Source organism: Corynebacterium frankenforstense DSM 45800, assembly GCF_001941485.1.
GTDB lineage: Bacteria > Actinomycetota > Actinomycetes > Mycobacteriales > Mycobacteriaceae > Corynebacterium > Corynebacterium frankenforstense.
The window spans coordinates 521615-540163 of the sequence record NZ_CP009247.1 but is presented as its reverse complement, the minus strand read 5'-3'; the positions used below and the strand labels follow the sequence as shown (position 1 = coordinate 540163).

The window sequence follows — 18549 nt, the reverse complement described above, 5'->3', positions numbered from 1 at the left end:
CTCCCTTTCGGGGCGGTTGTTCAGGACCCCTACAGAATAGTCACACCTGCAAGTTGTTGACACGTCGGCAGTCTTCCTCCGGGGCGTAACCGCCGAGCACCACCAGCGGCCAGCGCACCTCGCGGACCGTCGCGGGATCACCCCACAGCTCCGCGAGGTGCCCCAGGAAGTCGTCCATCAGCGCGCCCTCGCCTGCCTCGCGGGCGGTGCGCAGCGCCGACCAGGTGCCCAGGTAGCCGGCGAAGCCGGGCAGGTCCATCCCGCGGACCAGGTGGGAGTCCTCGCGGAAGGTCCGCTCCAACGGCACCTCCACCGAGCGCAGGTTCTCCTCGACCAGTCGGCGGCGCGGATCCCAGAACCGGTGGAAGGGCCCGTGGTAGAACTCCCGGAAGGCCGCGGCCACCGGCGTGCCCGGTCCGGGCTCGGCGACCCCGTAGGAGACCAGCGCGACCGGGGCGGCGGGCTTGGCGACGCGGCGGGCCTCGGCGAAGAATCCGGGCAGGTCCACCCAGTGGGCGGCCTGGGCCACGGTGATCAGGTCGGCGCACGAGTCCCGCAACGGCAGCTTCTCGGCGGTCGCGGCGACGTAGCGGGCCGCGCCCGCGCCGTGGCGCACCTGTGCGGTGGCCGGGTCCAGCCCCACCGTCAGCTCGAAGTGCTCGGCCAGCCGGGCGGTCAGCTGCCCGGTGCCGCAGCCGACGTCGACGGCCAGCCCGCGGCCCGGGGCCGCCTCGGCCAGGCGCCCGGAGAGCTCGGCCGGGTAGTCCGGCCGGAAGGCGGCGTAGTCACCGCCGGAGTCGAAGAGCGCACCGCCGCCGGTCACGCCGCCGGTCACACCCCCGCCCGCGGCACTGCTGTCGGCCGGCTGTCCCCCACTCACGCGTCCTCGCCCTCCCAGCGCCAGGAGATGATGCGCGCCTCGCTGTCGGGGTCCTCCTCGACCGCGGTCGTGCGGTCCAGGTGGACGACCAGGCAGGTGCCGGCGATCTGGCCGACCAGCCCCTCACCCCACTCGGCCACCACGGCGGCCTCGTCGAGGCGCGACTCCAGGTCCAGGCTGTCGAGCGCACCGACGGGGTCTCCCCCGCCGTCGCCGAGCAGCCGGTAGGCGTCGACGTGGATGAGCCCCGGGGCGCCCGGCTCGGTGGCGCGGTGCTCGCGGGCGATGGTGAACGTCGGTGAGGTCACCCGGCCGCGCACGCCCATGCCGCGGGCCAGGCCCTGGGTCATGGTCGTCTTGCCGGCGCCGAGCGGGCCGTCGAGGATGACCACGTCACCGGCCTCGAGCAGCGCGCCGAGGCGCTCGCCGAAGGCGCGGGTGTCCTCCGCGGTCTCGGCGCGGATCTCGCCGCGCTCCCCCAGGCCGGGCCTCATCGCGCACCGCCTGCGGTGCCGTCCTCGCCCGCGGTGACCGACGCGGCGTCGTCAATCGCACCGCCGACGAAGACGCGGCGGGTGCGCCCGGTCGGGCGCGAGACGACCTCGTAGTTGATGGTGCCGACCTGCTCGGCGAGCCGGGTGGCGCTCACGCCGCCGGCGCCGAAGATGACGGCCTCGTCGCCGGGGGCGACCCCGTCGGGGTTGTCGCCGAGGAAGATGACGTGCTGGTCCATGCAGACCCGGCCGACCTGCGGGTAGGCGCGACCTCTCACGGTCACGCCGAAGCGGCCCTGCCAGGCGCGCGGCAGCCCGTCGGCGTAACCGGCGGGGACCACGGCCAGGTAGCCGTCCTCCGGGGCGCGCCAGGTCATGCCGTAGCTGGTGCCCTCGCCGGCGGCGACGGGTTTGACCACGGTGATCCGGCCGACCCAGCTCATCGCGGGGACCAGGCCGTGCTCGTCCTCGGGCACGCCGGCGACGGTCTCCAGGCCGTAGAGGGCGGCACCCGGGCGGACCATCTCGAAGCGCAGGTCCGGCCGCGAGAGCGTGCCCGGCGAGTTGGTCAGGTGGTTGACCGGCACCTCCAGGCCGAGGGTGCGCGCACGCGCGATCGCGGCGCGGAAGTGCGAGGCCTGCAGGTTGTTCTGCGCGTCGCCGGCGACGTCGCCGCAGGCCAGGTGGCTCATCAGGCCGGTGACGGTGACCTGCGGGGCGTCGCGCAGCATCGCGAAGACCTTGCCCCAGTCCGCCTCGTCGACCCCGGAGCGGTGCATGCCCGTCTCCACCTTGACCGTCACCCGGGCCGGGCGGCCCGCGTCGACGACCGCGCGGGCGTGCTCCGGCGAGATGACCGCCAGGTCGATGCCCGCGTCCAGCGCGGCGGCGACGTCCTGCTCCGGCGACCAGATCCACGCCAGCACCGGCGCGGTCACGCCGGCGTCGCGCAGCTGGTGGGCCTCCGCGAGGGTGGCCACGCCGAGCTGGTCGGCGCCGGCGGCGAGCACCGTGCGTGCGACCTCGACCGCGCCGTGGTTGTAGGCGTCGGCCTTGACCACGGCCATCAGCTGGGCCGGGTCGACGGACTCCTTGAGCGCCCGCGTGTTGCGCGCGACGGCGTCCAGGTCGATCCGCAGTTCCAGAAGGTTCGTCCCGGACTTCTGCCCACTCACTCCACGGTCACCGACTTCGCCAGGTTGCGCGGCTTGTCGATGTCCTCGTTGCCGCACTCGCGGGCGATGTAGGCCGCGAGGAACTGCAGCGGGACGGTCGCCAGGAGCGGCTGCATGATCGTGGAGGTCTGCGGCATGCGGATCAGCCAGTTGGCGTAGGGCTCGACGGCGGTGTCGCCCTCCTCCGCGATGACGATGGTCTTCGCGCCGCGGGCGCGGATCTCCTGGATGTTGGAGACGATCTTGGAGTGCAGCTGAGGCACCCCGCGCGGGCTGGGCACGATGACGACGACGGGCAGGTCGTCCTCGATCAGGGCGATCGGACCGTGCTTGAGCTCGCCGGCCGGGAAGCCCTCGGCGTGGATGTAGGCCAGCTCCTTGAGCTTGAGCGCGCCCTCGAGCGCGACCGGGAAGCCCACGCCGCGGCCGAGGAAGAGCATCGTCGGCAGGGCGCCGAGGTGGTGGGCGATCTCCTCGCACTGGCCGGCGGCCTCGAGCAGCGGCTCGATCTTGCCGGGGATCTCCTCGAGGGTCTCCCAGATCTCGCGGATCTCGTCCGGGTACTTGGTGCCCTTGGCCTGGGCGACGGCCAGGCCGACGATGTAGTTGGCGGCCACCTGGGCCAGGAAGGCCTTGGTGGAGGCCACGCCGATCTCCGGGCCGGCGTGGGTGTAGAGCACGCCGTCGGACTCGCGCGGGATCTGCGAGCCGTTGGTGTTGCACACGGCCAGCACCTTCGCGCCCTGCGACTTCGCGTGGCGCACGGCCTCGAGGGTGTCGGCGGTCTCGCCGGACTGCGAGATGGCGATGACCAGGGTGCGCGCGTCGACGACGGGGTCGCGGTAGCGGAACTCGCTGGCGACCTCGATCTGGACGGGCACGCGCGCCCAGTGCTCGATGGCGTACTTGGCCAGCAGGCCCGAGTGGTAGGCCGAGCCGCAGGCGACGACGAAGACCTGATCGATGCTCTTGAGGAACTCGTCGGAGAAGTTCTGCTCGTCGAGGACGATGCGGCCGTCCTGGCAGTGGCCGGCCAGGGTGTCGCGCACGGCGGCGGGCTGCTCGTTGATCTCCTTCATCATGAAGGAGTCGTAGCCGCCCTTCTCCGCGGCCTCGAGGTCCCAGTCGATGGTGAAGGGGCGCCCGGTGGCCTCGGAGCCGTCCAGGTTGAGGATGCGGTAGCCGTCGCGGTCGATGACCACGACGTTGTCCTGGCCGAGCTCGACGGCCTCCTTGGTGTACTCGATGAAGGCCGCGACGTCGGAGCCGAGGAACATCTCGCCGTCGCCGACGCCGATGAGCAGCGGGGTCGAGCGGCGGGCCGCGACGATGCGGTCCGGGTGGTCGGCGTGCAGGAACAGCAGCGTGAAGGCGCCCTCGAGACGGTTGACCACGGCCAGGGCGCTGGCCTCGAAGTCGCCGGCGGTCTCGCCCTCGTTGTAGGCCTTGGCCATCAGGTGGGCGGCGACCTCGGAGTCGGTCTCGGAGACGAGCTCCACGCCGTCGCGCTCGAGCTCGGCGCGCAGGGCGGCGAAGTTCTCGATAATGCCGTTGTGGACGATGGCCACCTTGCCGTCGTACGACAGGTGGGGGTGGGCGTTCTCGTCGACCGGGCGGCCGTGGGTCGCCCAACGGGTGTGCCCGATGGCGGTGGTCCCGGCCAGCTTGTCGGCCCCGATCTCCTCGATGCGGTCCTCGAGGTTGGCCAGCTTTCCGGCGCGCTTGGCCACGGAGACCCGGCCCTGGTCGGCGACGGCGACACCGGCCGAGTCGTAGCCGCGGTACTCCATCCTGCGCAGGGCGTCCACCGCGACGGTCAGCCCCGCCCGGTCACCCACGTATCCAACAATTCCACACATGCCCATCAGGCTACCGGCGCGTCGACCGCCACGGGAATCGCACGCGCCGGGGGTGTCCGAGGGGTCTTTCCGGACGGCGGCGGGCAAACGGATTCGCCCGGTCGGCGGCGCGGCATGCACGGCGTCGGATATTCTCTAGGGCGTGGCTGAGAATCTGAGCAAGAACCTGTCCAAGCTGTCCAAGCGGGGGCCGCACCGCGTGCTCGTGGGCGACCTGAGTTACGCGGGGCTGCCCGGCAAGGTCTACACCCCCGCCGAGGGCAACGGCGTGCCCGGCGTCGCCTTCGGTCACGACTGGCTGCGCGGACTGAAGAACTACCACGTCACGCTGCGCCACCTTGCCAGCTGGGGCATCGCCGTGGCCGCCCCGGAGACGGAGACCGGATTCTCGCCGAACCACCGCGGCTTCGCCGCCGACCTCGAGACGGCCGTGCAGATCCTCGCCGGCGTGCGCCTCGGCCACGGCAACGTCACCGTGGGCCCCGGCAAGCTGGGCGTGATCGGCCACGGCATGGGCGCCGGATGCGCGGTGCTCGCCGCCGCCGGTTCGACGAAGATCCGCGCCGTCGGCGCGCTCTACCCGGCGACCACCGCCCCCTCCTCCGTCGAGGCGGCCCGCCGCCTGGAGATCCCGGGCCTGGTCGTCGGCTCCGGCGAGAGCGCGCTGCTCGACGCCGGCAACCCGGCCGCGCTGGCGCAGGCCTGGGGCGGCGAGGTGGCCTACCGCGAGATCGACAAGGGCAACCAGCAGGGCTTCACCGAGGACACCATGTTCAAGCTGCTGCTCGGTGCGGCCCGCCCGCAGGTCGGGGCGCGCGAGACCGCCCGCGGCCTGCTGACCGGCTTCCTGCTGGCCACCCTGGGCGACGACCGGAAGCTCTCCGGCTTCGCCGACCCCGAGGCCACCGCCAAGGGCTTCGAGTCGCTGACCGGCGAGGACCTCGCCGACCGCGCCGACACGCTGGGCTACAAGTCCGGCTCCGGTATCGAGCGCTCCCCCGCCAACTGACTGAGCGCGGGAGCGATTCCCGCCGCCGCGGCGCCACCTTCTCCGGTGGCGCCGTTTTTTGCTGTTCCGGTTTTTCGTCCCCGCTCTGTCGTCCCCGTTTTGTCGCCCTGTGTCGTCGCCCCCCCCCGGCTCAGCGGCGCAGGATGCCGCGCACGGGACCGCCCCTGCGCGACCGCGGCCGCTGCTGCCTTCGCTTGGACGTCTGCGGCGCCTCGGTCTTCTTCTTGGCCTCCTCGAGGGCGGCCTCGAAGTCGCGCAGCCGAGCGTCAGCTCGGGCGCGGAAGTTCCGCGCGAACTCCTCGAACTCCATCACCACGGCCCCGCCTTCCTGGTCTCGGTGGCGGGCACGGGCTCCGGGGCCGGGCCGTCAGCCGGTGGCTCCGGTGCGGGTGGCTCCGGTGCGGGAGCAGGGGCGGGCGGCTCCGGTGCCTGGGCCGGTGGCGGTGTCTCCGCCGCGGGAGCCGGCGCGGGATCCGGGGCCGGCGCGGCAGGTGCGGGTGCTCCGTCCGCGCCCGGTGCGACCCCGGCCGCGGCCAGCTTCTTGGGCGGGGGCTCAGGCTCCGGCACCTGGTCGAGCGGCACCTCCGGCTCCGGTTCGGGCGCAGGCTCGGGTTCAGGTTCCGGTTCGGGCTCCGGCTCGGGTTCAGGCTCCGGTTCAGGTTCCGGGACCGGGCACTCGAGCACCCCCGAGGACTCGATGCACTCGGCCACCGCACCGACGACCACTCCGGCGACCACCAGGCCGATGCCCACCCCGAGCACCGCCTCATGCCCGCCCGGCTGCGGGCACTCGACCGGTGGGCATTCCGCCGTAGCCGGGGTGACCGGCTCCTCTTCGGGTGGGCACTCCTGCTCCCCCGTCTCCTCCTCCGGCGGGCAGTCCTGCTCCCCGGTCTTCCCTGTCTCCTCGGCCGTGGTGGTGCTCCCGCCGGTCTCCACGGTCTTCTCGTCGACGACCTTCTCCGGCACCGGCTTGCCCGCGGGCTCGTCCCCGCAGTCCTCGGCGGGCGGTACGGGCTTGGCCGAGCTCGCGGTGGTCTCCTCCTGCTCACAGTCCCCGGTCCCGTCGCCGCCCGAGCCGTCATCCGAGGCGTCACCGGCGCCGTCTCCCTTGTATTTCTTGTCGGCCGCACCGCCACTGTCCTCGGTGACCGTCCCGCCGCCCGGACCGGGGGCGCTGCCTGTCCCGCCGGCCGAACCGCCGGCCAGGGCACTATCCGCACCGCCCGCGGAACCGCCGCCGGGCGGGCAGGACTCGGGCGCGACGGCCCCGGAGGCCTCCGCCTCGCACGGCTCCGAGCAGGCGTCCTCGACCCGGCCGGTCAACTCCTCCAGACACCCGCGCACGGCCTCATCGCGGCCCTCGCACAGGTCCAGCAGGCACTCGCCGGCCTCGTCGATGAGCCCCTCGCCCGCAGTCACGCAGGCCAGGAACTCACCGGCCTGCTCCAACGGGTCGAGCAGGCCCAGGCGCGCGGCGATCTCCTTCACGGAGGCGACGAGCCGGCCGATGATGTTCTCCATCGCCGAGTCGGAGTCGTCCTCCACCTCGTCGATGACGCGGCACGCCTCCTCCCCCGCTTTCACCGCCTTGTCCGCGTCGTCCTTCTGCGCGAACCAGGTCTCGCCCAGCTCACCGAGGCCGTGGACCAGCAGGCCGACGCCGAATTCCCCGAGCAGCCGGATGAGCAGCCCGTTCTTCCGCCGCAGCGGGGCGGTCTCCGTCTCCCCGGCCGCGGCGGCGAGCTGTGCGCGGATCTCCCCGGTGTCCAGCCCACCCAGGGAGCCGAGCCGCTCGCCGAGGGCGGCCGGCGAGACCTTCGGGCCGCGGTAGGCGCCCCGCGAGGCGCGGCCCAGCTCGGCGACCGCACCCGCGTAGCCGGTGCCGATCCCCGGCCTCATCGAGCGATCCCCGGCAGACGGGTCAGGGCCAGGTCATTGTCCGCCTCGACCGCGGCGGCGCGGCCGACGTGCCCGTCGACGACCGAGATGCCCCGCCCCACCGCGTGCAGTCGGGCGGCCGCGGAGTCGTGCAGCCGTGCCAGCGCCGCGGCCAGGGCCGCGCCCTGGGGCGCGAGGTCGCGGCCGGCGGCCGCCGGGTCGAGCGCGGGCCGGGTCGAGCCGTGCACCCCGGACTGGTGCTCGACCTCGCGGGCGGCGTCGTCGAGTGTGGCGCGGGCGCGCCACGTGTCTATCCTCATCACTTCCTGGCCCGACATGGGCGATCCCCCTCCTGGAACGGCTAACTGGCTTACACCACTGTTCGACCCGTCAGAAGGGGGTTCCGGTTCCCGATTCCGCGAAGGACACGGGAAACCGCAGATCAAAGGCCCGCGGACCCGCACGCGCGCAGAACCGCGCGCACCCGGGTCCCCGGCGTCAGACGGCGGTGACCACCGCGGCCAGCCGGCCGGCGACGCGCCGGGCGACGGCCTCCTCGGGCGCCTCGACCATCACGCGGAAGAGCTCCTCGGTGCCCGAGGGGCGCAACAGCACCCGGCCGGTGTCGCCGAGCTCCTCCTCGGCCTCGGCGATCGCGGCGACCACCGAGGGGTCCCCGGCGATCGAGGTCTTGTCGGCCACGGGCACATTGACCAGCACCTGCGGCAGCACCGTCATCACGGCGGCGAGCTCCTTGAGCGACTTCCCGGTCTCGGCCATGCGCGCCATGACCGAGAGCCCGGTCAGCGTGCCGTCGCCGGTGGAGCAGTGCTCGGGGATGATCACGTGGCCGGACTGCTCGCCGCCCAGCGAGAGGTCGAGGTGCTGCAGCTCCTCGAGCACGTAGCGGTCGCCGACCTTGGTGGGCACGATGTCGATGCCCTGCTCGGCCATCGCCAGCTTCAGCCCCAGGTTGCTCATCACCGTGGCGACGAGCTTGTTGTCGCGCAGGTCGTTGCGCTCCTTCATGCCGACGGCGAGGATGGCCATGATCTGGTCGCCGTCGACGACGTTGCCCTCGGCGTCCACGGCCAGGCAGCGGTCGGCGTCGCCGTCGTGGGCCAGGCCCAGGTCGGCACCCTGCTCGACGACGGCGCGTTGGACCTGCTCGATGTGGGTCGAGCCGCAGTTGTCGTTGATGTTGTAGGCGTTCGGCGTGTTGAAGATCGGCGTGACCTCCGCACCGGCGGCCGCGTAGGCCGTCGGGGCGACCACGGAGGCCGCGCCGTTGGCGGTGTCGACGACGACCTTGATGCCGCTGAGGTCGGTGCGCACGGCCTCGCGCAGGTGGTTGAGGTAGCGTTCCTCGGCGTCGGGGGCCTCCTCGATGATGCGGCCCACCCCGGTGCCGGTCGGCCCGGTCTCGGGCAGGTCGGCCATGGCGCGCTCGATCTCGTCCTCGACGGCGTCGGGCAGCTTGCGCCCGCCGGCGGAGAAGAACTTGATGCCGTTGTCCGGCATGGGGTTGTGCGAGGCGGAGACCATCACGCCGATGTCGGCGCCGTAGTCGTCGGTCAGGTAGGCCAGCGCCGGGGTCGGCAGCACGCCGACGCGCAGGACCTCCACGCCACGGGAGGCCAGGCCCGCCGAGAGCGCCGCGGCGAGCATCTCGCCGGACACGCGCGGGTCGCGGCCGATGATCGCGGTCGGCCGCTTCTTGTGCGAGGGCAGGTCCGCGGTGAGCACCTGCGCTGCCGCCGCACCCAGCTTGAGGGCGAGCGGGGCGGTCAGCACGGTGTTCGCCTGACCACGCACGCCGTCAGTTCCGAAGAGTCGTGTCATGGACCCCATTATGCCTGCCGGTGTCCCCCGTCCCCGGTGCAGGCCCACGGCGTGGCTTGACGACGCCCGCGCCCGCACCCGTGCAGCGCACCGCGCCGTGGGCGCGGGCGTGGGCGCCGCGACGCAGCAGCGGCCGTGCGGCGACACGGCGCAGCAGTGCGGCGGCGTGCGCTGTTCTGCGGTGCGTGCAACGCGTCCAGTGCGGCCGTGAGGCCGCACCTCCCCCGACAGACGGCGACGCCGCCGCTCCCGGGCGGGAGACGGCGGCGTCGGCAAGCGAAACCGGGAAGGTTTAGCGCTTGGAGTACTGCGGGGCGCGGCGGGCCTTGTGCAGACCGGCCTTCTTGCGCTCGACGGCACGGGCGTCACGGGTGAGGAAGCCGGCCTTCTTCAGGGCCGAGCGGTCACCCGGGTTGTACAGGTTCAGCGCACGCGCGATGGCGAGGCGGAACGCGCCGGCCTGACCGGTGGGGCCGCCACCGGAGAGGTTGGCCTGGATGTCGAACTGGCCCTCGCGCTCGAGGAGGGTCAGCGGGCCCAGGATGAGCTGCTGGTGGATCTTGTTCGGGAAGTACTCCTCGAGGGAGCGGCCGTTGCAGGAGATCGCACCGGTGCCCGGCTGCATCTTCACACGCACGATGGCGCGCTTACGACGGCCGACGGTCTGGATCGGGCCGTCGACACCCGCGGGCTGCTCGGCGACGACGTCGCCCTCGGCCTCGGTGTCGGTCGCGACGGCGTCACCGATGGTGTTGGTGAACTCCTCGGTCGCGGCCGCGGCGGCGGCCAGGTCCTCGGCGTCAGCCACGTTCTCGGTGTTCTCGGTGTTGTTGATCGGCTCCGTCACTGGGACACCACCTTGATCTCGTAGGACTCGGGCTGCTGGCCGGCGTAGGGGTGCTCGGAACCGGCGAAGACGTGCAGCTTCTTCACGGACTGGCGGGAGAGCTTGTTGTGGGGCAGCATGCCCTTGACAGCCTTCTCCACGGTCTTCTCGGGGTACTCGTCGAGGGCGCGACCGAGGGTCATGGCCTTCAGGCCACCCGGGTAGCCCGAGTGACGGTAGCGCATCTCGCGCTGACGCTTCTTGGTGCTGACCGCAACCTTGTCCGCGTTGATGATGATGACGTGGTCGCCGCAGTCGACGTTCGGGGCGAAGTACGGCTTGCCCTTGCCACGCAGCAGGTTCGCCGCGTGGGTGGCAAGGCGTCCCAGAACCACGTCCGTGGCGTCGATGACGTACCACTTGCGCGTGACGTCACCGCTCTTCGGGTGGAATGTAGACACTGATGACTCCTTGAAAGTCTGTCTTGGGGCTGCCGGCCAAGCTGGTGCGCCCGTGAACGGGATGCCTCGGCGGCCGGTGGAGACCCGGGGCAGTCGCGCCCCCGGTTTCCCGGGAGGCACGGCACACAGACCGGAAACGATACCCGCCCGGTGGCGGTCAAGGCAAAACGCGTGTGAGGGCCGGGTGACGGGTGGTTCCCGTCGCCCGGCCCCGGCCGGCTAGTGCCGTCGTTCCCCTGCTTTCCGACGCCGCGTCGGTCGCCGTCGGCGGTTCGTGCCCACTCCCCGCCCCGCGCCCGAGCCGCCCGCCGGTCGTCGTGTGCACGTGGCGCATGCGCGCCGCGTACGGCGGACCGGTCGGCGCCGGTGCTTCACCCGTGGGTCAGTTGCCCCAGGCGGCCGCGGCGGCGCGGTTGGTGTTGGACATGTTGTCGTTGCCGGTGTCGACGACGCGGGCCACGGTCCGGAGGACCTCGTTGAGCTCGGCGGCGGCGTTGTCCCACTTGTTCTGCGCCTCGTTCCAGGCGACGGCGGCGTCGCCCTCCCAGATGGCGGCCATCGGGGCGACGTCGGACTTGAGCGTCGCCAGCTGTCCGGAGATGCGGCCGCTGGTGGCGGTGATGTCCGCGGACGCCGCGGAGATGGCACCGAACTGGTACTGGATGTCGGTCATGGTGGTCTTGTCCCCCTGTGTGTTCCTGTTTTCCCGTGCGGTCTGTGGCTGAGGCCCGTGCTAGATCGGCAGGCCCGCACCGGCGCTCTTGAGGTCGCCGGCGTTCTGGGTCTCGGTGTCGTCGAAGCTGCGGGCGTTGCCGCGGATCGTGTCGCTGATGGTGCGCAGGGCGTCCTGCAGGTCCCGTGCGGCGGTGTCCCAGCGCGCCATCAGCTGGTCGAAGCTGCGCTGCGCCTCGCCCTTCCAGGACGCCCGCACCCCGTCGACGGTGCCCCGCAGTCGGTCAAGTTCCCCACGGACCTCGCTGTTGGTGCCGTCCACGCGGTTGGCCGTGGACTGCATGACCTCGGAATCGGTACTGAACTGTCCGGACATGTTCTCTCCCCCTCGAGTTGTCGGTGCGGGCGGCGGCCGGGCGGCCCGCCTGCTTTCCCACACATCTAGTTCGACTGTCCGGACCCCCTGTCCGGTTCCCCGCCCGCCGAATTTCTCTTCCGCGGTTCGCCTCTGTGGTCCTCTTCCGCGGTTCTCCTCCGCCGGCGCGTGCGTGCGGCCCCCCGGCGCGGCTCAGTACATCCGGCGGAGGCGGTCCTCCAGGTCCCACACCTTCCGCTCCGCGATGCGCACCCGCGTCGCCGCGTCGCGCAGCCGGGCGTCCGCGTCGCCGTTGAAGACCCAGGGCTGTCCGTGCATGCTCCGTGCGACGGACTCGTGGTGGTCGCGCGCATCGGCGAGGCGGGCGCGGGCGTCGGAGAGCGCGGCGTCGAGGTGCGCCCTGGCCTCGTCGTGGTTGTCGGGGCCGCGCCGGCCGAATCGGCGGTCGGCCTCGGTGGTGCGCTCGCCGCGGGTGAACCGCTCGGGGTGGGACTTCTGCAGGTCCCGGCGCGCGTAGAAGCGGTCCTTGGCGGCCCAGAAGTCCCGGTTGATGCGCTTCCGGTCGGCCTTCTTCATCGGGCCGTCGAGCGCCCTGAACGTCGCGATCAGCTGGTGCACCTCACCGGAGGCGCTGGCGGGGTCGGGCAGCTCGGCGAAGGTGGTCATCTTGCCCACCAGTTCCTCGGCGTAAGTGGTCGTCGTCCGGGCGCGGTTGTTCCAGTCCTCCCAGTGCTGGTTGGACAGGGCGTAGTAGTCCCCGCGCAGGGCGTAGTAGCGGTCGTTGAGCTCCTTGGTCTCCTTGCCCGAGTAGCCGACCGCCTTCCAGTGGACGTGGATCTCCTTGACCCGGTCGCGCGCCTGCCGGGAGTAGTCGCGCATCTGGATGACCCCCTCGAGCTGACGGATCAGCTCGCGGCGCTCGTCGGCCGTGCGCGACCACTCCGCCTTGAGCTGGTCGAAGTGCTCGTTGCGGCACTCATAGACACGGTCGCGTGCGGAGTAGAACTGGTCGCCCAGGTCGTTGTTGACCTCCTTGCCGGCGAACCCCGCGGCCTTGAACCTCTCGGTGAGGCGCCTGGTCTCGAGGGAGATCCCCTTCTCCCCGGCGCGGTGAACCAGTTGCTCCATCTCCGCGATGAGTCCGCGCTTGATGTCTGCGGCGCGGGCGAACTCCTGTTCCTTCTCCTCCCAGAACCGCCGCTTCTCCTCGCGTTCAGCCTGGATACGAGCCCATTCGTCGTCGCTGTACCACGTCATGGCTTGAGCGTATCCAGCACGGGGCCGGCCACGTGGTGTGTTCGGGGAGCAGTCCCCGGCGCGACCGGGTCAGAAGGTCGGCCGGCAGGACAGCCGGCGGGTCGGCCAGCCGGTCGGGCCGGACCGACAGCGGGTCGGGCCGACAGCGGGTCGGGCCGGATAACCGGGCGAGCCGGGAGGTCTGCGGCAGGCTCCGAAGGCATGCGACAGAGCCGCCCGGGAGGCGGGTCCGGGGCGGGGAGAGGGACTAGCTGGAGCTGCCGAAGCGACCGAAGAAGTCCCGGACCATGGAGAAGAGGTCCGGCAGGGTGATCCACTGGTCGAGCCCCGGGATGTAGACCTTGACGGGCGAATCCCCCGAGCTGCTCAGCGACGAACCCTGCTCAACGGGAGCGTCCTGGTCGTCCTGACCGTCCTCGCCGTCCTGGCCGTCGTTGCCGTTCTGGCCATCCTGACTGTCCTGGCCATCCTGGCCGTCGTTGCCGTTCTGGTCATCCTGACCGTCCTGGCCATCCTGGCCGTCGTTGCCGTTCTGGTCATCCTGGCCGTCCTCGCCACCCTGGTCGTCCTCGTCGTCCTTGGGCGGGCCGCTGCCGTCCTTGAGGCCGCAACGGTTGGCCGCCTCGTCGACGCGCTCGAGCGCCTCGAGGATCTGCGGGCCGCGGGGGTCGAACCTGGCTGCAATGCGCGCCATGGTGACCTTCTGGTTGTAGTCGGCGGTGTTGGTCCAGTACTTCGAGGCCTGCTCGCAGGTGATGGGACCGTCGGGCAGGGCGGAGAGGGCGTCGTCGATGATGTCGGCGTTGGCAACGGGCGTGGAGAGTCCGGCGACGAGGGTGCAGGCCACGACGCCGGCGCGCAGAGAGTTCTTCATGGCCGTAAGGATAGATAAGAACTGTCTTACAGGTGACTTGAACGGCAAAACGTTCAGCTCCCGTTCACTCGGCGACGTAGACCTCCAGGGAACCGGTGACGACCCCGCAGGCCGCGCGCTGCGTCGCCGCCGGGGCCGTGCGCGTCTGGCACCCGACCGACAGTTGCGTGTCGTGGGCGACCCAGCTCAGCCAGTTCGTCTCCGAGCCGTCACCGGGGTCCTCCCGGTAGGCCACCGCACCTTCGGGCGCCTCGGATGCCGCGGCCGCGGCGTCCTGCGGGTGCAGCACCGGGTCAGCGTCGACCTCGCGGGAGACCTCCTCGAGCACGCGGGAGCCGGCCACGCCGTGCAGCGGTGCCGCGGCGACGTGCACCCGCAGGTCCGGGTCCGGCCCGCGCAGGATCCAGCCGCCGTCGACGGACTCGGCGCGGAATCCCGGCGGGGTGGCCAGACGCACCGTGTCCAGCTCGTGGACCACGACCTGCCCGTCGATACCCGAGCCCGGACCGTCGCCGCCGGTGCCGGAGGCCCGCCCGGAGCCGTCACCGCCCGCTCCCCCGGCCCCGGGCGCGTCCGCGTCGCCCACGCCGCCGGCGGCGGCCGGGGCGTCGTCGGCGCCCGACGCCGATTGGTCTTGGGGTGAGGTTGTCACCCGGATCGCCCACCACGACAGCGCCGCGACCAGCAGGACCACCGCGACGAGCACGAAGTGAAAGACACCAGGGCGAGGACCGTCCCCACCGCGCAACGGCCCGGGACGGTCCGCAGGCTCGAGCGGCTCGGGAAGCGGGTGCTCACGCAGGGCGTCGGCCGGGTAGGCCCCCACCCCCTTGGCCACCAGGGCGCGCACGAGGATCTCGGCGGCGGGCTCGGCGGCGTCCACGATGACCTCGACCTCGGGCCAGCGCTCCGGGTAGAGCTGACGGACCTGGTCGACGACGGCGGGCACCGCCCATCCGTCGGTGATGCCGGAGGCCGGCAGGTCGTAGCGGTAGATGCTGTCCGGCCCGTCGAAGATCGTGGCGGTCTCGGTCACGGTCACCGTCAGCGCACGGTCGGCGCGCCGTTCCTGTCCGTCCAGGCTGTCCGCCAGCCGGTCGATCGCGTTCGTCACGCCCGCTCACCTCCCCCGGCGCCCGAGGTCCCGGCGCTCTTGGCGGGGACGGCGACCTGGAGTACGCCGACCCCGGCCAGTTGCGCGCGGCCCGGCGCGCGGGCGGCGGGTTTCACGCCGAAGATGGTGCCGTCGTCACGGTCGGAGTCGAGGACCACCGCCGCGGGGTTCTGGTCGCGCACCCCGGAGAGCAGCGGGCGGAAGGCCGCGCGCGAGAAGCCGCCGGCCTTGCGGGCGAGCACCAGGTGCAGCCCGATGTCGCGGCCGTGGGGCAGGAGCTCGACGATCCCGGCGAACTCGTGGTCGTCGATGAGGTCCGCGTCGTCGACGACCAGGAAGATCTCGGGCCCGGCCCACCAGTCGCGGGCGGCCAGGCGCGCCGGGGTGATGTCCTGACCGGGCAGCCGCTCGCGCAGGGTGACCACCGTGTCGGCGAGTACGCCGCGCACCGCCGCGCTGTTGGCGGCGTAGGCGGCGAGCATCTCCTCGGCCACCGCACCGAGGTGGGCGCGGCGCGGGTCGAGCAGCACGATGCGCGCTGCGTCGCGCCCGAGCTCCGTGATCCCGGCGAGCACCCCAGCCAGCATGGTGGACTTGCCGGATCCCGAGGACCCGACGCAGACCAGGTGCGCGCACTCGGTGGTGTCCCAGCTCTGCGTGGTGAGCCGCGGCCCACCCACGCCCAGCGGGATCAGGCTGCCGGCCGCCGGGGCGAGTGCCGCGCGGTCGAGCAGTTCCGGCAGCTCGCGCAGCGGCTCGACCGGCGGCTGACCGGAGGCCTCGGTCACGGCGGTGACGTGTCCGATGTCCTGGGTGTTGGCCGCGGCCCACAGCACCGGCTCGCAGTCGGCGGTCAGCCCGCGCCCCGGTGCGGCGGGCAGTTTCTGCTGGGCCTTGCGGTTCAAAAGCGAGTCCATCGCCTCGGCCAGGCGCAGCTCGAGACGGGTGGAGATCAGGTCGCGGATCGCCGGGCGCAGCGAGGGCCAGCGCACCGTGGAGATCAGCACGTGCACCCCGGCCGCAGGCCCGTCGGCGACGATGCGTGCGACCTGGTCGAGGCGGTCCTCAAGCTCACCGGACAGCGTGTGCCACCCGTCGAGGACCAGGAAGGTGTGGGCGGCCGGGCTGCCGCCGGGGTGGTCCTCGATGACGGCGGTGACCTCGTCGAGCACGCGCCGGGCACGCTCCATCTCGCCGCGCCCGGCGCGCCCGGCGACGTGCGGCAGGCGGGCCAGTGTGGCCAGGTCGCGGCCGGAGTCGATGATGTAGCAGCGGATCTGCGTGGTCGTGTGGGTCGCGGCCAGGGCGGTGACCACGGTGCGCAGCGCGGTGGTCTTGCCGGACTTCGGCCCACCGGCGATCGCGAGGTGGCCGTCACCGACGGAGAAGTCCAGGATCATCGGGTCCTGGCGCTGGTGGTAGGGCCGGTCGATGACGCCGACGGCCACCTGCAGCGGCCCCGGCGACTCGACCACGCCGGCCAGTTCCACACGCTCGGGCAGCGGCGGCAGCCAGATGCGGTGGGCGCTGCGCCCGTCGGCGGAGGCGACGGCCGCCTCGACGACGGCCTCGAGCACGGTGGGCCGCTCCCCCGCCTCGCCGGAGACGGTGCCCTCCCCCGCCGCGGACAGGACTTCCTCCCCGGGCGCAGACACGCCCTTGCGGCCGGAGACGGGTGCATTCGTTACCCCGGGGACGGATGCGCCAGCATCCGTCCCGTCGAAGAGCCGCACTCTCCTGCGCCCACGGGTGACGGACGCGGCGTCGGCAATCGACGGTGCCTCCGGGGCGGCGGGCAGCGGACCGGAGACGTAGGCCGCCTGGAAGCCGGTGATGGCCTCGGGCCCGGAGCGCAGGAGACCCGCGCCCGGCGCGCGCGGCAGCGAGTGGGCGTCAGGCACGCCGAGGACCTGGCGGGACTCGGCGGCGGAGAAGGTGCGCAGACCGATGCGGTAGGACAGGTGGCTGTCCAGGCCGCGCAACCGGCCCTCCTCGAGGCGCTGGCTGGCCAGCAGCAGGTGGACGTGCAGCGAGCGGCCGAGGCGCCCGACGGCGACGAAGAGGTCGGCGAAGTCGGGGTGCGCGCTGAGCAGCTCGGAGAACTCGTCGACGACGATGACCAGCGCGGGCAGCGGCTCGAGCCCGGGACGACGGGCGCGCAGCGCCTCGTACTCGGCCACGCCCGAGAGTCCCCCGGCGGCGCGCAGGACCTCCTGGCGGCGGTGCAGCTCGCCGGAGATCGCGTCGTGCATGCGCTCGACGAGCACGGCCTCCTCCTGCAGGTTGGTGATCACCGCGGAGGTGTGCGGCAGCTCCTCCAGGCCGAGGAAGGTCGCCCCGCCCTTGAAATCGACGAGCACGAAGTTGAGCTGCTCCGGGCTGTGGGTGGCGGCCAGCGCCACGACCAGCGTGCGCAGCAGCTCGGACTTGCCGGAGCCGGTCGCGCCGATGCACAGCCCGTGCGGGCCCATCCCGCCCTCGGCGGACTCGCGCAGGTCCAGGGTGACCGGCACGGCCGGCCCCGACCCGCGGGTGATCCCGATCGGCACGGTGAGCCGCTCGGCGGGTGGGTCACGCCACAGCCGCGGCGGGTGCGCGCCGCCCAGGCCGTCCGGCCCGTCGAGGCCGAGGAGCGCGGGCAGGTCGTTGGCCACCGCACCGCGGCCGTGGCCGGGCCGGCGGCAGGACGCCGTGGCGCGTGCCAGGGTGGCGGCGGCGCGCGGGGACATCGCGTCGGGCACGCCGAGATCCTCGCGCCCGCCGTCGGTGTGGGCGATCAGCCGGTCGGCGGCGGTCAGCGCCAGGCCCTCGTCGCGCGCCCGGGTGCGCAGCGCCGTCGGCGCCCCGGTGCCGACCTCGATGACGCAGGTCAGCGAGTCGTCGTCGAGGAAGTCCTCGGTGCCGGTGGTCGTGATCCCGTCGACGACGAGCACCCGGAACGCCGCCGCGTGCGGGGCGCGGGCGTGCGGCAGCCACTTCACCCACGCCCAGCCGGTGGTGTCCCCACGGACCTCGACGCCGACGGCCTCCGGCCCGTGGTGGAAGACGAGCTGGGCGACGATCGCGCGCACCTGGTCGCCCGCGCCCGGCCCGGCGACGGAGAGGTGGCCGAAGGCGGCGAGGTTGAGCACCACCGGCAGGTCCGGCACCGTGCCCACGGAGCGCACCGTGTGCCGCAGCGCCACCGCGCACACCGGGTCGAGGTCCTCGGGCGCGCCCTGCTCGCCGACCTCGAGCGGGGTGCACAACGGCGCGGGCCCGGTGCCCAGGCGCACGTGCAGGGCGTCCGCGTCCTCGGCGCCGCGCTCCCAGAGCCGGTCGGTGGGCACCAGCGCCCACAGGTCGCCGGGCGCGGGGTGGCGGTGCTCCTCGTGGGCGCGCTGGGCGGCGGCGTTGTCGAGTGCGGTGCGCCGCAGCTCGTTGAGGTGGCGCAGGTAGGTCCGCCGGGTCTCGTCCGGGTCGCGGTTCTGCGGCGGGGCGAACATCCCCATGAAACCCATCGCCAACATGACCGGGAGAATCAGCATCATCGGGTGCACCGTGCCGGCCATGCGCACCATCAGCAGCACCATGCCGATCATCGCCGCGACCATGACCAGCGGCAGCAGGATGCGGATCAGTGCGATCGGGCGCGGGGTGTCGGCGGCGGGCACGGCCTCGGCGGCGAGCCTGCCCTCCGGGCGCGGCGGGGCGGGCTCGCGGGCGCCGGGTGTCAGCGGATGGACGGTGCGCCGACGCGGGCGCTCCGGTGGTGCGAACGGCGCGGGCGGCGCGGGCGGTTCTGGCTGCGCGGCCGATGCGGGCGGCGCGGGCGGTTCTGGCTGCGCGG

Annotated in this window: 17 protein-coding genes; 1 reads left to right on the top strand and 16 read right to left on the bottom strand. The window is 72.9% G+C overall.

What is annotated here, in order from left to right:
* Positions 1-40 precede the first annotated feature (40 nt).
* From CFRA_RS02305 to glmS, 4 genes are read right to left on the bottom strand one after another with little or no spacing between them, the layout of a single operon-like run.
* On the bottom strand, positions 41-880 hold the full coding sequence (locus tag CFRA_RS02305; RefSeq protein WP_245797634.1) for a class I SAM-dependent methyltransferase: 840 nt from the start codon (positions 878-880) through the stop codon (positions 41-43).
* Entirely contained in the window at positions 877-1374 is a 498-nt protein-coding gene (tsaE, locus tag CFRA_RS02300; protein WP_075663280.1) for a tRNA (adenosine(37)-N6)-threonylcarbamoyltransferase complex ATPase subunit type 1 TsaE, read from the bottom strand. The genes CFRA_RS02305 and tsaE overlap by 4 nt, the downstream gene beginning before the upstream one ends.
* Entirely contained in the window at positions 1371-2549 is a 1179-nt protein-coding gene (alr, locus tag CFRA_RS02295) for an alanine racemase (RefSeq protein WP_075663279.1), read from the bottom strand. The genes tsaE and alr overlap by 4 nt, the downstream gene beginning before the upstream one ends.
* Positions 2546-4408 (bottom strand): glutamine--fructose-6-phosphate transaminase (isomerizing), encoded by a 1863-nt coding sequence (gene glmS / locus CFRA_RS02290; protein WP_075664813.1) that lies wholly within the window; start codon positions 4406-4408, stop codon positions 2546-2548. The genes alr and glmS overlap by 4 nt, the downstream gene beginning before the upstream one ends.
* Positions 4409-4550: 142 nt before the next feature.
* Between glmS and CFRA_RS02285 the strand changes: the two genes are divergently transcribed.
* Complete coding sequence (locus CFRA_RS02285; RefSeq protein WP_075663278.1) at positions 4551-5417, top strand: dienelactone hydrolase family protein; 867 nt, start codon at positions 4551-4553, stop codon at positions 5415-5417.
* Positions 5418-5547: 130 nt separating this feature from the next.
* On the opposite strand, the gene CFRA_RS02280 is transcribed toward CFRA_RS02285, so the two are convergent.
* From CFRA_RS02280 to eccCa, 12 genes are all read right to left on the bottom strand, one after another.
* The gene (locus CFRA_RS02280) at positions 5548-5730 is read right to left on the bottom strand and encodes a hypothetical protein (RefSeq protein ID WP_169842158.1); all 183 of its coding nucleotides are present in this window, start codon (positions 5728-5730) and stop codon (positions 5548-5550) included.
* Positions 5727-7319 carry a hypothetical protein gene (locus CFRA_RS02275; protein ID WP_075663276.1) on the bottom strand — a complete coding sequence of 531 codons (1593 nt, stop codon included), beginning with the start codon at positions 7317-7319 and terminating at the stop codon, positions 5727-5729. The genes CFRA_RS02280 and CFRA_RS02275 overlap by 4 nt, the downstream gene beginning before the upstream one ends.
* A complete protein-coding gene (locus tag CFRA_RS02270) occupies positions 7316-7636 on the bottom strand; it encodes a hypothetical protein (protein WP_075663275.1) in 321 nt (106 codons plus the stop codon). Before CFRA_RS02270 ends, CFRA_RS02275 begins: the two co-directional genes overlap by 4 nt.
* A gap of 160 nt (positions 7637-7796) precedes the next feature.
* Positions 7797-9140: a phosphoglucosamine mutase gene (gene glmM / locus CFRA_RS02265; protein ID WP_075663274.1), complete on the bottom strand. Its 1344-nt coding sequence runs from the start codon at positions 9138-9140 to the stop codon at positions 7797-7799.
* A 292-nt stretch (positions 9141-9432) separates the two neighbouring features.
* Entirely contained in the window at positions 9433-9987 is a 555-nt protein-coding gene (rpsI, locus tag CFRA_RS02260) for a 30S ribosomal protein S9 (RefSeq protein ID WP_075663273.1), read from the bottom strand.
* A complete protein-coding gene (gene rplM, locus CFRA_RS02255) occupies positions 9984-10427 on the bottom strand; it encodes a 50S ribosomal protein L13 (protein WP_075663272.1) in 444 nt (147 codons plus the stop codon). Before rplM ends, rpsI begins: the two co-directional genes overlap by 4 nt.
* A 382-nt stretch (positions 10428-10809) precedes the next feature.
* Positions 10810-11100 carry a WXG100 family type VII secretion target gene (locus tag CFRA_RS02250; protein ID WP_075663271.1) on the bottom strand — a complete coding sequence of 97 codons (291 nt, stop codon included), beginning with the start codon at positions 11098-11100 and terminating at the stop codon, positions 10810-10812.
* Positions 11101-11160: 60 nt separating this feature from the next.
* A complete protein-coding gene (locus CFRA_RS02245) occupies positions 11161-11475 on the bottom strand; it encodes a WXG100 family type VII secretion target (RefSeq protein WP_075663270.1) in 315 nt (104 codons plus the stop codon).
* 192 nt (positions 11476-11667) lie between these two features.
* On the bottom strand, positions 11668-12732 hold the full coding sequence (locus CFRA_RS02240; protein WP_075663269.1) for a DUF349 domain-containing protein: 1065 nt from the start codon (positions 12730-12732) through the stop codon (positions 11668-11670).
* A gap of 247 nt (positions 12733-12979) precedes the next feature.
* Positions 12980-13606 (bottom strand): hypothetical protein, encoded by a 627-nt coding sequence (locus CFRA_RS02235; protein ID WP_075663268.1) that lies wholly within the window; start codon positions 13604-13606, stop codon positions 12980-12982.
* A gap of 64 nt (positions 13607-13670) precedes the next feature.
* Complete coding sequence (locus tag CFRA_RS02230; protein WP_083666785.1) at positions 13671-14720, bottom strand: type VII secretion-associated protein; 1050 nt, start codon at positions 14718-14720, stop codon at positions 13671-13673.
* A complete protein-coding gene (eccCa, locus tag CFRA_RS02225; RefSeq protein ID WP_342743163.1) occupies positions 14717-18373 on the bottom strand; it encodes a type VII secretion protein EccCa in 3657 nt (1218 codons plus the stop codon). Before eccCa ends, CFRA_RS02230 begins: the two co-directional genes overlap by 4 nt.
* Positions 18374-18549: the final 176 nt, after the last annotated feature.